Origin of the sequence: Streptococcus sp. 27098_8_23 (genome assembly GCF_041432195.1) — a bacterium.
Taxonomy (GTDB): domain Bacteria; phylum Bacillota; class Bacilli; order Lactobacillales; family Streptococcaceae; genus Streptococcus.
The window spans coordinates 36,594-51,338 of the sequence record NZ_JAPVZF010000003.1; the positions used below are offsets into that span (position 1 = coordinate 36,594).

The 14,745-nt window shown below is 37.2% G+C and carries 19 protein-coding genes and 1 tRNA gene; 9 read left to right on the forward strand and 11 right to left on the reverse strand.

Annotated elements, in window-relative coordinates; genetic code table 11:
- Positions 1-10: 10 nt before the first annotated feature.
- A complete protein-coding gene (locus O3652_RS05620; protein ID WP_371590156.1) occupies positions 11-910 on the reverse strand; it encodes a helix-turn-helix transcriptional regulator in 900 nt (299 codons plus the stop codon).
- 78 nt (positions 911-988) lie between these two features.
- Between O3652_RS05620 and O3652_RS05625 the strand changes: the two genes are divergently transcribed.
- Positions 989-1,444: an effector binding domain-containing protein gene (locus tag O3652_RS05625; protein ID WP_000682684.1), complete on the forward strand. Its 456-nt coding sequence runs from the start codon at positions 989-991 to the stop codon at positions 1,442-1,444.
- Here O3652_RS05625 and O3652_RS05630 read toward each other — a convergent pair.
- The gene (locus O3652_RS05630; protein ID WP_125413603.1) at positions 1,433-2,095 is read right to left on the reverse strand and encodes an A24 family peptidase; all 663 of its coding nucleotides are present in this window, start codon (positions 2,093-2,095) and stop codon (positions 1,433-1,435) included. The genes O3652_RS05625 and O3652_RS05630 overlap by 12 nt on opposite strands.
- A gap of 69 nt (positions 2,096-2,164) precedes the next feature.
- On the opposite strand from O3652_RS05630, the gene O3652_RS05635 reads away from it, so the two are divergent.
- The 3 genes from O3652_RS05635 (at position 2,165) to O3652_RS05645 (ending at position 3,840) form a co-directional block, all read left to right on the forward strand.
- Complete coding sequence (locus tag O3652_RS05635) at positions 2,165-2,620, forward strand: GNAT family N-acetyltransferase (protein WP_125413604.1); 456 nt, start codon at positions 2,165-2,167, stop codon at positions 2,618-2,620.
- Between the two features lie 103 nt (positions 2,621-2,723).
- On the forward strand, positions 2,724-3,248 hold the full coding sequence (locus O3652_RS05640) for a thiol-disulfide isomerase (protein WP_125413605.1): 525 nt from the start codon (positions 2,724-2,726) through the stop codon (positions 3,246-3,248).
- 70 nt (positions 3,249-3,318) lie between these two features.
- On the forward strand, positions 3,319-3,840 hold the full coding sequence (locus O3652_RS05645) for a hypothetical protein (RefSeq protein ID WP_125413606.1): 522 nt from the start codon (positions 3,319-3,321) through the stop codon (positions 3,838-3,840).
- Between the two features lie 218 nt (positions 3,841-4,058).
- Here O3652_RS05645 and O3652_RS05650 read toward each other — a convergent pair whose 3' ends face one another.
- From O3652_RS05650 to O3652_RS05670, 5 genes are all read right to left on the reverse strand, one after another.
- Positions 4,059-4,262 carry a CsbD family protein gene (locus O3652_RS05650; RefSeq protein WP_000102421.1) on the reverse strand — a complete coding sequence of 68 codons (204 nt, stop codon included), beginning with the start codon at positions 4,260-4,262 and terminating at the stop codon, positions 4,059-4,061.
- A gap of 41 nt (positions 4,263-4,303) precedes the next feature.
- Positions 4,304-4,888 (reverse strand): Asp23/Gls24 family envelope stress response protein, encoded by a 585-nt coding sequence (locus O3652_RS05655; protein WP_000072932.1) that lies wholly within the window; start codon positions 4,886-4,888, stop codon positions 4,304-4,306.
- 11 nt (positions 4,889-4,899) lie between these two features.
- Entirely contained in the window at positions 4,900-5,070 is a 171-nt protein-coding gene (locus O3652_RS05660) for a DUF2273 domain-containing protein (protein WP_000454669.1), read from the reverse strand.
- Between the two features lie 10 nt (positions 5,071-5,080).
- On the reverse strand, positions 5,081-5,644 hold the full coding sequence (gene amaP / locus O3652_RS05665) for an alkaline shock response membrane anchor protein AmaP (protein WP_371590157.1): 564 nt from the start codon (positions 5,642-5,644) through the stop codon (positions 5,081-5,083).
- 99 nt (positions 5,645-5,743) lie between these two features.
- A complete protein-coding gene (locus tag O3652_RS05670; protein ID WP_033630119.1) occupies positions 5,744-5,980 on the reverse strand; it encodes a GlsB/YeaQ/YmgE family stress response membrane protein in 237 nt (78 codons plus the stop codon).
- 296 nt (positions 5,981-6,276) lie between these two features.
- Between O3652_RS05670 and O3652_RS05675 the strand changes: the two genes are divergently transcribed.
- The gene (locus tag O3652_RS05675; RefSeq protein ID WP_371590158.1) at positions 6,277-7,758 is read left to right on the forward strand and encodes a M protein trans-acting positive regulator PRD domain-containing protein; all 1,482 of its coding nucleotides are present in this window, start codon (positions 6,277-6,279) and stop codon (positions 7,756-7,758) included.
- 454 nt (positions 7,759-8,212) lie between these two features.
- On the opposite strand, the gene O3652_RS05680 is transcribed toward O3652_RS05675, so the two are convergent.
- From O3652_RS05680 to O3652_RS05695, 4 genes are all read right to left on the reverse strand, one after another.
- On the reverse strand, positions 8,213-9,358 hold the full coding sequence (locus O3652_RS05680; protein WP_125413784.1) for a low temperature requirement protein A: 1,146 nt from the start codon (positions 9,356-9,358) through the stop codon (positions 8,213-8,215).
- A gap of 462 nt (positions 9,359-9,820) precedes the next feature.
- A complete protein-coding gene (locus O3652_RS05685; RefSeq protein ID WP_125413785.1) occupies positions 9,821-10,336 on the reverse strand; it encodes a DUF308 domain-containing protein in 516 nt (171 codons plus the stop codon).
- Between the two features lie 333 nt (positions 10,337-10,669).
- Positions 10,670-10,742 (reverse strand) — tRNA-Lys (locus tag O3652_RS05690).
- A gap of 264 nt (positions 10,743-11,006) precedes the next feature.
- On the reverse strand, positions 11,007-12,278 hold the full coding sequence (locus O3652_RS05695) for a replication-associated recombination protein A (protein WP_125413761.1): 1,272 nt from the start codon (positions 12,276-12,278) through the stop codon (positions 11,007-11,009).
- 115 nt (positions 12,279-12,393) lie between these two features.
- Between O3652_RS05695 and O3652_RS05700 the strand changes: the two genes are divergently transcribed.
- Genes O3652_RS05700 through O3652_RS05715 form a run of 4 tightly spaced genes read left to right on the forward strand, consistent with a single transcriptional unit; the run spans position 12,394 to position 14,745 of the window.
- A complete protein-coding gene (locus O3652_RS05700; protein ID WP_071851290.1) occupies positions 12,394-12,864 on the forward strand; it encodes a DUF3013 family protein in 471 nt (156 codons plus the stop codon).
- Between the two features lie 18 nt (positions 12,865-12,882).
- Entirely contained in the window at positions 12,883-13,950 is a 1,068-nt protein-coding gene (locus tag O3652_RS05705; RefSeq protein ID WP_125413762.1) for a site-2 protease family protein, read from the forward strand.
- Position 13,951: 1 nt separating this feature from the next.
- Positions 13,952-14,389, forward strand: a complete 438-nt coding sequence (locus O3652_RS05710; protein ID WP_125413763.1) for an NUDIX hydrolase — start codon at positions 13,952-13,954, stop codon at positions 14,387-14,389.
- Entirely contained in the window at positions 14,377-14,745 is a 369-nt protein-coding gene (locus O3652_RS05715; RefSeq protein ID WP_125413764.1) for a hypothetical protein, read from the forward strand. The genes O3652_RS05710 and O3652_RS05715 overlap by 13 nt, the downstream gene beginning before the upstream one ends.

Below are 14,745 nucleotides of genomic sequence, written 5' to 3' on the forward strand. Positions count from 1 at the left end.
CAGTTGAATATTAGTTTGGGTATTGCTTATGAATGGTATCTATATAGTTGGTGAAATGTTTCAGGAAATGCTTAGGAGATATAACAGTGATGTATTTTCCAAAAGCAAGCAAGGTATTGTATCCCCAATCATTGTCGTTTAACGGATAAGTAATCTCGTAAATATCGCTATTAATAGGTTTTATGGCATTATAGCCTAAGAGTTCTACAAATCGATCAAGAACAATTTTCTGGACATGCAGGATGACAGGTACTTTGTTTTCATTCATCCAAGCACCACCATCATAGGGAAGTGGTGTAAAATGTCTTTTTGAAAAAGTATCGGAGAGAGTAAGTTTACTAATTCTAGCAACTTTAAAAACAGAAAAACGCGCTTTATCAGTTTCGTAGGCATCCATATACCAACTCCGGTCCTTATAGACAATACGGTAAGGCTCACAATTTTTTTGACTCACAAGCCCTTGTGAATTAATATAGGAAAATTTTATTTTTACTCTACCTCTGATAGCTTCCAATAACTTAAAAATCAAAGTTCGGATTTCCAAGTTCCCTTGAGATAGAGACAAATCAATTTCGAAATCAGAGTATGTATTGGTAGCATTTAATTTCAATATAGCATTGAAAGTAGAGGTATCTTCCAATACTTGATAGCGACTTTTTAAACCGGATTCGATTGAAAGTCGTTCGGATTGAGTCAAGGGAGGTTTATCAGTTTGAAAGTCTTCCATAAGAAAAATTCCTCCGTTTTTTCCTTTCATTACATAGAGAGGAATGCCTGCAAGAGATAAATCATCAATATCTCTCATAATAGTTCGGGTACTGACTTTAAAAAGTTCTGATAATTCTTTAGCTGTTGTTTTTCGTTTATTTACTAAATGAGAAATAATCCCCATTTGACGGTCGATTTTCATAATTTTCTCCTTAAATATGACAGATAGTTGTCATATTACTTTTGTTATGATTATACCATAAAGAAAGGAGTTCATATAATGAAACATCAAACTAAACCATCGTTTACCTTAGTTGGCAAGAGTATTTTGATAGAAGGAACTACAGTTCATGAACATCACTATTCTAAAGAGAAAACGGCATTCTATACTCAGTTATTTAAAGAAGGAATGCTAGGAAAATTGATGCCCCATTCTCTAGATAAAAGAGGCTATGCTTTGATAGTTCCTCATAAAGATGGTATACAATACTACGCAGGAGTTGCGGCAAATAATGCTGTGGCAGGTTACGAAAGCATTCTTGTCCCAGAGAAAGATTATTTAGTAAGCTCAGCCAGTGGTGATAAATCAAGACTCTTGTTTGATAAATTGGAGGATAACTTTTTTGAGGGAGAATATAGCTCGCTTTACAATGATGGAATTATCTTAGAAATACTTTTAAACGGTAATCCCATGGATGCAGAAGTTGAGCTTTGGGTTCCCAATTCAACAAACTAATAAGAACTGATAGAAAATTATTATAGTCGCAGCAAGTAAGAGGAAAGGCACAAAAGGAAGTCTTTCCTTTTTCTTTTGCGAAAGAAAGGCTAAAATCCCTGCCGCAGAAGCAAACTGGATCAAGATGAGTAATTCTGTCACACTAAAGAGGAGAGCACAAGAAGCCAGAAATAGAAAATCCCCTGCGCCCATGCGGATATCGATAAAATGAGCCATGATTCCGAGGACAAGAAAGAAGACCATAACCAGATTCCAGCCAGAGCAGGCCATGAGGGTTAGGTGGAACGTCAGCCAGACTAGTAAGGGATATTCCTGATGGCGAAAGTCATAGATTCCCAAGGTTAAGCCAGCAGTGATTAGGATGACTTGACCCAAGAAAATCCAGCCCCAAGACCAAGCTAGAAAGAGGATTCCTAATCCTAGTTCAAAGAGGGCATACCAGAATGGATAACGAATCTTGCAGTAGCGACAGCGAAAGCGATTAAATACCTGCGAGAGGATAGGAATCAAATCCAACGGACGCAAGCGAGTCTGACAGGAATCGCAGTGACTAGCTGGTCGAATAATGGATTGCTCAGGGAAACGGTCAATGACCAAACCCAAGAAAGAAGCGAGAATGCTCCCGACAAGAAAAAAATAAAGATCAATCATACTTATCTATTCGTAAAAAATAGGAGAAGTAGTATAATGGAGAAACATAGATAAGATGGTGAGGTCAAGATGATGATTCGTTTTGAAGAAAATGTGAGCACAGAAAATGCTCAGCACGTATGCCAATGGTCCAACTCCCTTGGCAAATCCTTTCAAGAACAATGGATGGGACCAATGATTCCTTTTCCCTTGACAAGTCAAGTCTTGCAAGATTTGGAAGGGATCTTTTCAATCTTTGATGGACAAGAGTTTGTGGGGCTTATCCAGAAAATCAGGCTAGAAGACAGGAATCTTCATATCGGGAGATTTTTTATCAACCCCCAGAAGCAGGGGCAGGGCTTAGGTAGTCAGGCTTTAAGGAAATTTGTTAGTTTGGCCTTTGAAAATGAAGACATAGATACTCTTTCACTAAATGTCTACGAGGCAAATCAAACAGCTTACAAGCTTTACCAAAAAGCAGGATTTGAAATCGTTCAAATGGTTGAAGTACCTATACGAAAATACATCATGAAAAAGGGCAGATAGCAGTCACATGGGGCTAGAGTCCCAAGGATTTTCAAGGAAAAGGAAGTTATCTTTCAAAGTTAGAAACAAGACTTCTATGATTTCTTAGATAGAGGAGATAAACATGTCGAGACCTAGAAAAATACGAATCTTGCTTGCTGCTGTACTTGCCCTAGTTGTTGGTATCACTCTTTATTCTCAGTATCAAAGCCACCAAGAACGCTTCCAATTAAAGACTTCTTTTGAAGAGAGGGACAATACAGCTGTCTTACAACATTTAATGGATTCAGGAAAATATGCGTCTGACATGCGAAAAGCAGGCTATATTGTTCCTCCCGACGGTGCCATTCGCTTGGATGGAGGAATTGACTCCATAGGGATAAAAGGAGACATCGATTTGAAAATGTCGAATCCTGGCAGGGATGAAGTCTCGGTTTTATTTGAAACAATGGTAAATGAGGAAAAAATAAATGCTTACTATATTTTAGATCATCAATTAACCCTAAAACGTAGTTACTATTCTCATATTAGTAATCAAAAAAAAGAAGATGTGAACATCTCTCAAGCAGAAGAAGAACGCCTATTAAAGATTGTTCAAAAAGAGTTGAAAGCTTTTCTAGATAAGATGTATCAGACTTTATATGGTTGATGGCACTATTGAGAAACTAACACGAGATCTTGTTTAGAATGTCAACGATGATAAGAAAGGAGGGACAAGAATGTTTACAGAATTGCTCTTTATTGTCTCTTTACTGTTACTTTTACGTTTGTTTAAGAGTAGGCGCTCACGAATGATTATAGGAGTCTTGTATAGTTTGCTGCTAGTCTGGTTTGTCATTTCCGTTTTGAACTATGGCAAATACACTCTTCAACCAGGTCAATCCGTCAACTTAAGAGTAAATCCCAGAACACAAGATTTGGAATACTATTCAATCTTCATCTTGAAGAAAAACGATTCAAGTAAAATTAAATTAACTGGCTCAAGTGTTTGGAGTGAGAGTAATGGTGATGTTTACTATGAAGTAGAGGGACAAAAAATTACAAAAAGCCATGGTTTCGATGAGGAGGATGAAGAACTTCCAAACAATCAAGCAGATATTTATTTAGAAAAAGATGGAGTTGTTGTGAGTTACCAAGGTGAAAAAGTCTTTGATGCCACCAATAACAAGCCCTACACGATAACCATTACCAATGTAGACAACCAACCAGCCCAATTTGAGGCTCAAGTGGTGGATAAATAAGCCAGTCTAGTAGTGTGCAAGCTTTTAAATTTTCTTTCTTTAAAAGGGAGATATTATTTTAAGTAAGCAAAAAAGCCCTGAAACCAGAGACTTTCCTGTTAAGAATTTCTTTTAACGAAAAATGGGAAGCGTGTTTAGAATCCGATCTACAAAAAAAAGAGGACATTTACGGTCCTCTTTTTGACTACTATAATGAAAAGGTCAATTAACGTTTAGCCTTATTTTTCATCTTTGTGAAGCATGTTTTTCACACCTTCAATAGCGCCTTCGACAGCGTCTTTAGCATCTTCAGCAACTTCTTTTACTTTAGAAACAACTTTTTCAGCTGTTCCTTCTTTTTCCATTTTTTCATCGCCGATCATTTTGCCGACACCTTCTTTAATGGAACCTTTTGCTTGGTTTAATTTTTCTTCTGTTGACATGATTCTGCCTCCTTTAAATTGATTGATTTTGACAAGATAAATTAGTGTACGCGAGCATTTTCCTTTGTTTCGCCTTTAACGGCTTCAACACCTTCGCCTACTTTTTCTTGAACAGCAGCAACACCTGAACCGATACCAGATTTCACTTTTTCAAATTGTTCTGAAGCAAATTCTCCTGTTGAAGAAGCCACGTCAGTTACTCGGTCTTGGAGGCTAACTGAATCTGCTTCATGCTGTTCCTTCGTTTTGATATCAACAACATTCACATTGACTTCAACAACTTCTAGATCCGTCATTTTTGTAACTTGTGATACGACAACATCTTTGATTTCTTTGTACAAAGCAGGGACATTCTTTTGGTACTCAACAACAATGTTCAAGTCAACTGCAACTTGTTCTTTCCCAACTTCAACATTGACACCATGAGTGACATTATCTGTATTGATAATTTTTTCTGTTAGATTAGAGAAGAATCCTCCATCCACATCCAAAAGTCCAGGTACTTTTTCAAGTGAAAGACCAATGATTTTTTGGATGACTTTATCTTCATAAGTGAGTTCCCCTTTAACATCTTGAGAAACAACAGCGACATCTTTTTTTTCTACATTTTTATCTACGTTTGACATACGAGACTCCTTTATTTATTTAAATATTTTTCCTTAACATAGTATCCAGCAAATGCTCCTAAGGCTCCACAAATTAGTACAAATAGTGTTTTGAAAAAGCCAAAGGATAAGATAAAGCAAGCGAGAATGACACCTACTAAACCTGCAATGATTGGATACTGGTATTTTTTAAACCATTCCATTTTTACTTCCTTACTTTACACGACTAACAGTCTTTTTGGTCGTTTTTCGAGGTTCAACTTCTTTAACTTTAACTTCAAGTTTTACCTCACGTTCAATACCAAAGAACTGCTTTAATCCATGAGTTATTTCATTCTGAATGACTAGACATCGATTTGAGATGTTGTCTGAAGGAAGAATTTTCCCTTCAACAGTAACGAAACATTTATTTTTGCGGCTATTTACATGGACCGTTGGTTCTTTCATCAACTGATGATCAATAACCAAACATCGAACAAAGCCTTCGATAGCTGAATTTTTTAGTTTTAATGTATCTTCTTGAGTTTCTAATTGAATCTCTAAATACTGTTTAGGATAGAAGAGTATTACTAGCATTGAAATTAACACTAAAACAGATAGGACAAGTGTCCCCCAAAAGACATATCTAGCAATCATAAATTCAGCGTAGAGTTCTCTCCAACTGAATAAGTGGATATCTAAATCACTGACCTGATGATAATCTATGAGAATAGGAAGGAAAATAGCCAAGATTAAAATACAGAAAATAAGTAACAATATTTTCTTTGATTTTGACATATTAAATCCTTTCAAATGAAAAGCTTTAAACCATAATTTTACCCGCCTACAGTATTCAAAATTATGGCTTATCACTTTTAATTTCTTATTAGGTAATGCTTATTTTTTACCAAATAGAAATGAAACGACTGCAACAACAATCACTGCACCTACGATTGACGGAATAATAGCCATTCCAGCCAATGAAGGTCCCCAGCTTCCTAGAAGTGATTGCCCTACAGATGAACCGATAAGACCTGCAAAGATATTTGCAATCAATCCCATTGAACCACCTTTTTTAGTGATTGCACCTGCGGCGAGACCAATAAGACCTCCTACAATAATGGACCACAACATAGTGTATCCTCCTTTTCTATTTCTAAATCAAAGAATCAACATCTTTGATTGAACTAATTATATACTATCTCAACTTGGAAACATAATAGTTCGTCTTAAAAACCGTACTGTAAACATGTACTCTAGATACAGATAAATAAGAAAAGCTTGATTCTACTGAGTTTCTAGGTGATGAAGCGAGTCTTTTCATAGCAAGCTAAAGTCGTTGTAAGAGGATAAATACACTCCATGTGGTATAATTGCATGAAGATTGAAAGACAATCCTTCAGTATATTATAAAGAGAGAAAAGCTATCCATGAGAGATTTATTATCTAAAAAAAGTCACAGACAATTAGAATTATTAGAATTACTATTTGAAAACAAACGCTGGTTTCATATTTCAGAACTAGCAGAATTATTGCACTGTACAGAACGTTCTGTAAAAGATGACTTGTCCCAAGTCAGGTCTTCTTTTCCTGACTTGCTATTTCATTCCTCGACAAATGGTATACGCATCATAAATACCGATGATAGTGATATTGAGATGGTCTATCATCATTTTTTTAAGCATTCAACTCACTTTTCAATTTTAGAATTTATCTTCTTTAATAAAGGATGTGATACTGATAGTATTTGCAAAGAGTTTTATATTAGTTCTTCCTCTCTTTACCGTATCATCCGTCACATTAATAAAATTATTAAGAAACAATATCGTTTTGAAATTAGCCTCAATCCAGTTCGAATCACTGGAAATGAGATCGATATCCGTTACTTTTTTGCCCAGTATTTTTCAGAGAAATATTATTTCCTTGAATGGCCCTTTGAAGATTTTTCTGTAGAACCCTTGTCTCAATTATTGGAATTAGTCTATAAAGCAACTTCTTTCCCGATGAATTTATCAACTCACAGAATGTTAAAATTACTTCTGGTTACAAATTTATATCGCATAAAGTTTGGTCATTTCATGGAAGTTGAGAGAGACTCTTTTAACAATCAATTGTTGGAATCGTTCATGCAGGCAGAAGAAATCGAAGAGATTGTAGCGAGCTTTGATTCTGAATATCAGATTTCTCTGAATAAAGAAGTGATAAGTCAACTATTTGTATCCTATTTTCAAAAAATGTTTTTCATAGATGAAGAAGTATTTCTCAACCATGCAAAAACAGACAGCTATGTAAAAAAATCGTATCAGTTATTGGGAAATCTAGTAGATCAGGTATCAAGAGAGTATAATCTTCAAGTAGACAATAAGGACAATCTGATTTGGCATCTGCATAATACAGCACATCTGCATCGCCAGGAATTATCAACAGAGTTTATCTTATTTGATCAAAAAGGCAATACAATCAAGAACTTTCAAAATATTTTCCCTCGCTTCGTTTCAGAGGTGAAGGAAGGGATTGAACACTATCTAGAGGCTTTGGATATGGATCGTAATTCAATGAAGGTCAATCATTTATCCTATACTTTTATCACCCATAGCAAACACTTGGTGCTAAATCTTTTACAAAACCAACCTAAATTAAAGGTTTTGGTCATGAGTAATTTTGATCAGTATCATGCAAAATCAGTAGCTGAGACACTTTCTTACTATTGCAGTAATAATTTTGAACTGGAAGTTTGGAGTGAATTAGATTTATCCCTTGATGCTCTAAAAGAATCACCTTACGACATCATTATTTCTAATTTTATTATTCCTCCTATTGAAAATAAGCGACTAATCTATTCCAATAATGTCAATACAGTCGCTCTCATCTCTTTGCTTAACGCAATGATGTTTATTCGATTAGACGAGTAACTAAGAATAAAAAAACGCTATCTAGCGTTTTTTCTTATAAGAAAAGAATTTCATCTATATTAGACTCAGAATATCCTAAAAAACTAAGCAAAAAAGCCTTTATTCCAAGGCTTTTCCTGTTGTATCTAGATGCCCCCTGCATGAATTTGTAAGAACTTTTCATATTGAAAATAAACAAAAATGTTGAAATATAGCTGATTTTAGGGAAATACTTTTAGGTATTTTCAATGTCAGGATTTAAAAATGGGGCAAAAGTGGGGCAAAAACAAATTAACGAAAAAAATATCGAGTTCGTGCATCAAGTAAATGATAAATTGCAAGAATAAGTGCAACATTTACTCGAACTCATCCTCTAGAGCTTCACTAGCAGTTCTGTAAGCTAAACATTTTCGTGGTCGGTGATTGATATCATATAAAGCCTTGGTTCCCAAAGCTTTTTTATGTTATAAACTCATTAAAAGAACCCCCAGTTAGATTTGGAATATTTTTTATTCTGTGTCACATAAAAATAAATAAAATGAATGGCTATAGCTAGAGCTAAAATGGTTGTTATACTCACTACTATTATAGGATTAGAAGCAAAGATTAAAGAGAGAATCAAGGCAGCCAGATAGAGTGTCGCTTGGACACAGTAGTAACTTTTCGAATAGCGAAGATAGTGTTTGTTATAGGGCCCATTTACTAGGACAGCAGCTTGAAAGAGGCCAAATCCGATATAAGAGAAGCTGGTTGCAAAGAGAAGATTAGCTTCAGGATTCAGAAGAAAACTCATCGAAACGGTCATCATAATAAGTCCAATGAAAATAGGATAGTGACTGTAAATTAGAAATAGTCCCTTTTGATTAGATTTTTCATCAATAGCATGGTCGAATTGACCAAAATAAAACATGAACAGAGAAAGCATAATAATGAAATAAAGAACCGAATAAATCGAGAAATTCTCGATTGTAAAGAAGTTAGCTAGCCCCATAATCATCTCTCCAAACGTAATAATGACAAGAAGGGAGATGCGCTCGATTAAATGGGGGAGATTTACCTGGTAATGCTTATCTTTACTAAGCAAGATAATTGGCATAATAAATGTTAGCAGAATACTAGCAAAGAAGATATAGACTCTAACGTAAATAGGAAGAAGAGCTGCTAGATAGACTCCTAAACTTCCTAGACCTGTTATCCATAGAAAACCTTTGATACTTTCCCGATTAACATCATCGGTTGATTTTCTAAAAAACTCAACCAAATATTGAAAAAATAAGGTAAGGGTTAATGTACCAATAGCCCAACAGAGATAATGAAAATATTGTTGCCAATCAGGTCCAATCATATTGGCTATAAAGAGTAAAAGTCCCATTTTGATAAACATGATTACCATGTTAAATAAAGAGTTCTTTCCATAGCGATTGGTATAAACGGTTTGAATCATCCAGGAATCGGTGAGAACCAAGACAGCCATGAAAAAATCAAGGAAAGAATTCCAAGTCAAAATACCGTTATGAAGATGGTCAATTAAAGTAGTTGCTTTTGAAATTGCAAAAACAAAAACTAGGTCATAAAAAAGTTCTGAAAATTCTACACGTTTATGTTTGATAAGGTTTGTCATAGTAGGTTCCTTCTAGTTATGATGTACAATTTATTATAACAGAAAATGGCAATGAAATGGAAGGGTATGAAGTGGTCTTTAAAAAGTGGACCGGCCAAACCGTTTCAGAATATAGAGTTCAGCCTCATGGATAGAGAGTGGGACAGAAACCGGTAATTCGTTAGAATTCGATTTCGTCGTCCCACCTCCGCACAGTTGAGTAGGGCTTTAAAAGCTGATGAAATCAGCGTAGTAGAGCCCACTCAACCACTGCGTCTTGTTCGATAATCCAAAGACAATTGAGAGGCTAGGACTTTTGTCCCAGCCTCCAATAAAGAGTGAGTGCTAAGACTACAAAAAAGCCTTGGTTATCAAGGCTTTTTCCTGTTGATTTAGATGCCCCAACTGAGCTAAGGAGCCAACAAAAAAAGCTGAGAATATGATTTCCCAGCTTTTTTGAATGCGATAGAAATAGCAACTAGACTATTTACGAAAGACCTCAATAATGTAGGTGAAGCCAGTAACTAAAAATGCAAAGGCAATGACATAAACGACAAAGACACCTGTAGCCACTGGATTGAACAGAATCACTAGACCTAGTAAAAATACAAGCAAGGCTACCCACATGATATGGTTGCCAATAATAGGGAAAATCAATCCCAGACGATTGCCTTTAAAGAAAACTATAATGGCTTCTACAATTAACCAAATTCCTAAAATAGTTGGAATGACGACCGGCAGGGTCACAAAGCCATAAGCAACGAGGTAAAGAGCTAAGAGAAGACTAACAAACCCTTGGAAAAGATAAACAGGTGAGCGAAGCTCTTTTGGTGCAGAGAAATAGCCTAAAAGAGCTGCTATAGAAGAAACCAGTAAATCAAATGCAATCCACCAGCTGTAAGCAACAAGATTTGCTACTGGGTGTGTAAATAGGAAAAGTCCTAAAAGGACAAAAACAACTCCTGCAAGGAATAGCAGTAAACGATTAGAAAATTTCATTTCAATACCCCCTATATAGTATAGTCTGATAATAAAACTATTATACTTATTTTTATAGAAAATGTCAATAAAATAAATAAACAATTTGGAAGTTTCAGTCTGATTCATGAAAAGAAAATCAGTTTTTATCATTTTGAAAATAAAAAGAGAAGATAAAATTTGTCTTCTCTACATGAAAATATTGTATGGCATCAAAGCAAAAGTAACTGGCTTTACACTATTTGTTAAGATGTAATTTGATTCAAAAAGAAAAGATAGATTTAAAAGTGGGGCAAATCAGTTATAGACAAACAAAAAAGCCTTGTAAATCAAGGCTTTTTCCTGTTGTTTAGATGCCCCCTGCAGGACTCGAACCTGCGACCCATAGATTAAGAGTCTACTGCTCTACCAACTGAGCTAAGAAGGCAAATAAAAAGCTGTATTGGTGCCGAAACTTCACGGTTTGTATTGAACCCGCGCAATTAAGCAGGTGGGCAACTCGCTCTAACTGAAGCTGTTTCCGTGTGAGACGGCCTACATGCTGTTAGAAGACTTTTGTTTCCCTAATAATACAAAAAATAGTCGGTCAACACTTAAGTGTGAAGTCGTACACCACAGCGTTTCTATATTTATATGATACCACTTTTTTTAAAAAATTCAAGTGGAAAATTTATTTTTTTTGAAAAGGATTTCACAAGTTTCTTAATTTATCAATGGTTTCCTTGCGTTGAGCTAAGGCCCGTTCGTACTTACCAGTTTCCTCTGGTGAAAAGTAGCTATGATTGCGAATCTTTTCTGGCAAGTAGTCTTGTTTGACCCAGTGTCCAGGATAGTTGTGTGGATAGAGATAATCTTGGGCGTTCCCCAATTCCTTGCTACCGCTATAATGTCCATCACGTAGGTGTCGTGGAATAGGTAAATGTCCTGATGTTTTGAGATCAGCAAGGGCCTTGTCCATAGCCACATAGGCTGAGTTGGACTTGGGTGAAAGAGCAAGATCAATGACGACATTAGCAATGAGAATGCGGGCTTCTGGGAAGCCAATCTTTTGAGCAGCATCTAGAGCAGTTACGGTATGGATCTGAGCTTCAGGATTGGCCAAGCCGATATCTTCATAAGCGATAACGGTCAAGCGACGAGCGAGACTAGGAAGATCCCCAGCCTCAATCAAGCGGGCAGCATAGTGGAGACTGGCATCGACATCCGAGCCACGGATGGACTTTTGTAAAGCAGAGAGAACATCATAATGTCCATCTCCATCCTTGTCCATAGTAATATAGCTCCGCTGGAGGCTATTTTCCATGATATTCAGAGTGATGTGGCGTATACCCTTATCATTCTCGGGGGTAGAGAGAACAGCCAGATCCAGCGAGTTAAAGGCAGAACGCAGGTCTCCATTTGTAGAGGTTGCGATGAAATCCAGCGCATCCTCATCTAGCTCAACTGGGAAGTCAAATCCCCTTTCAGGGTCGCTGATGGCAATTTGCAGGGCTTGTTTAACATCTTGATTGGACAAGGGTTCTAACTCAAAAATCTGAACACGGCTACGAATGGCTGGAGTGACAGAAAAGAAAGGATTTTCAGTCGTCGCCCCAATCATGATGACCAGACCACTTTCTAAGAGGGGAAGGAGAAAGTCTTGCTTGGTTTTATCTAGTCGGTGGATCTCGTCCAGTAGTAGGACCAATCCACCAGAGAATTTAGCCTCTTCAGCGATTTCTTGAAGTCGCTTCTTACTATCGACTGTCGCATTAAAGGTCCGAAAGGCATACTTGGTCGTTCCAGCGATGGCAGAGGCAATACTGGTCTTGCCAATACCTGGAGGTCCGTAGAGAATCATGGAGGACAGACGATTGGCTTCCACCATGCGACGGATAATTTTTCCAGGTCCGACCAGATGCTCCTGACCGATGACCTGGTCGATGGTTTTTGGGCGCATGCGAAGCGCGAGATTGTCTGGCATAGCAGTCCTTTCTAACATGGATTTTCTGATGTATATGTGGTAAGATGGTAGTATCTATTTTAGCATATTTCCGAGCAATCGGGGCGATTAAAGAGTCGCATAGAAAGAGGACAAAATGGCAACATACGGATTTTTAGATGTTTTAGAGGAGGAGTTGGACAAGAACTTCCCCTTTGACTTTGAGATTAGCTGGGATAAGCGCAATCATGCGGTAGAAGTGAGCTTTTTACTAGAAGCGCAAAATCCTGCAGGAGTGGAGATGGTGGATGAGGACGGAGAGGTATCATCAGACGATATCCTTTTTGAGGAAGCGGTTCTTTTCTACAATCCTGCCAAGTCAACTGTCAATGCAGAAGATTATTTGGCTGTCTTTCCTTATCTGCCTAAAAAAGGATTTTCTCGCGAGTTTTTAGCTTATTTTGCCCTTTTCCTCAAAGATACTGCCGAGGTTGGGCTGGATGCGCTCATGGACTTTTTGGAAGACCCAGAAGCAGAGGAATTCGTCATGGAATGGAACCAAGAAGTCTTTGAAGAAGGGAAAGCAGGCTTGGAAGAGGGAGAGTTTTATCCTTATCCGAGATACTAGGAGTTTGGAGAAGGTAGTATGAAAAAATTTGGGACGTATTTGGTTTATGTGCTAGCTTTTGCCTTTATTATGCTAGCTTTTGCTTGTGGCACTATCGCATTTGCAGAGTTGGGGTATTCCGCAGTTTTAGCATTCACTTTTGGTTATTCCTTCGCTCTTTTAAGCATGTATTTAATCTTTATTCTTCATGAGCTGGGTCATGCTTTTTGTGGCTACTTGACAGGCTATCGGCTGGTGGCTTTTGGATTAGGACATTTTCTTTTGACCAAAAAGTCAGGCAGGTTTCATCTTAGTCGAACAGCCGTTCTGAAAAATGTTGGTGCTCAGTATATTGGATTAAAAGAGGACGAAAGTGATCAAAGAATCATTCTGATGCTTTCAGGAGGTTTGATGGTTCATCTCAGCTTGATATTATTGGCGATATTATTTGGATTTTTGACAAAAAGCTGGTATTTTGCTGGTACTTGGATTTTTCTTAATTTGTCTTTCTTCCTAAACAACGCTTTGCCAGTCGACATTACCGATGGAGCGAAAATCTGGGAATTGCTACAACAGCCTGAAAATACCAAATACGCCTACTTGGTATTGAGACATTCTGCCCAGACCTTGCTAGCTCCTCAAGAATATGATTTGAAAGACTTTATCATGCCTGTTGATGAGGATGCGAGAGGGAGTTTTGCAGAAAGTGTTCAGACCCTTCAGGGATTGGTGTTCATATTGGATGATAATATAGAGCTTGCAAAGCAACAGCTTCAGTCTGTGTTAGAGAAAACAGATAATCCAATGTCTAAAACGATTTCTCAATTATACCTTCTTCAAATTGCTTTGCTAGAAGGAGATCATGAAAAAGCGGAGGAGTATGCAAGCAATCGAGGAGTCAAGTCCTTCTTATCTCTAAAAATGGCAGATACGCAGATAATGCAAGCCTGGTATCAATTTCTGGTAAAGAAAGATATGGATCAGACTGACAAGGCTATAAAAATTGCTAGAAAAAACATGGTGACTAGCCGTTTGGTGCGGGATGAGAAACGTTATTATGAAAACTGGTTAGCAGAGTTGGAGAAAGAATTATCCGAAGGAGTCTGATATGGAAATAGAAATTTCTGATTTTACAGGTTGCAAAATTGCCCTCTTTTGTGAGGATAGGATTTTAACTATCTTGCGTGATGACAAATCAAACATTCCATACCCTAATACATGGGAATTGCCAGGTGGCGGACGAGAGGGTGATGAAAGTCCTTTTGAGTGCGCGGCGCGCGAAGTTTACGAAGAATTAGGAATTCATCTGACTAAGGATTGCCTGCTTTGGAGTAAGGTGTACCCAAGTATGCTTTTTGATGGGAAGGAATCCGTCTTTCTGGTTGGTAAGTTGACGCAGGAACAGTTTGATAGTATCGTCTTTGGTGATGAAGGACAGGGCTATAAACTGATGAGAATTGAGGAGTTTCTTGACTCAGACAAGGTTGTACCTCAGTTGCAGGATAGAGTGAGGGATTATTTGGAGGAAATGAAGTGGTTTATATAATTGGAACAACGACGTTAAATAAGGAAGTTAAACGCAAACTAAAAACTGGACAATATTCTAGAGAAGAAGCTACATTCATCTATTTGGAATATTTAAAGTTAAAGAAGCAGAGAGAAGGTGGTACGAAAGTAGCTGGGATTTCTATGGCTGTTATCTGGGGGCTGCTGTATGTTCTGTCTTTACAAGGTGAGAATACTCAACCACTTTCATTTTCAGAATATTTTTTGTTTCTGATACTGTTTGAAGGAATTGTTCTATTTGTTTATTATCTTACGTTTGGTATTTTTAAACAGCAGATTCATAGTGCAATGAAAGAACACTACACAGATGTGATTGAAGAATTTAAGGGTCAGTAA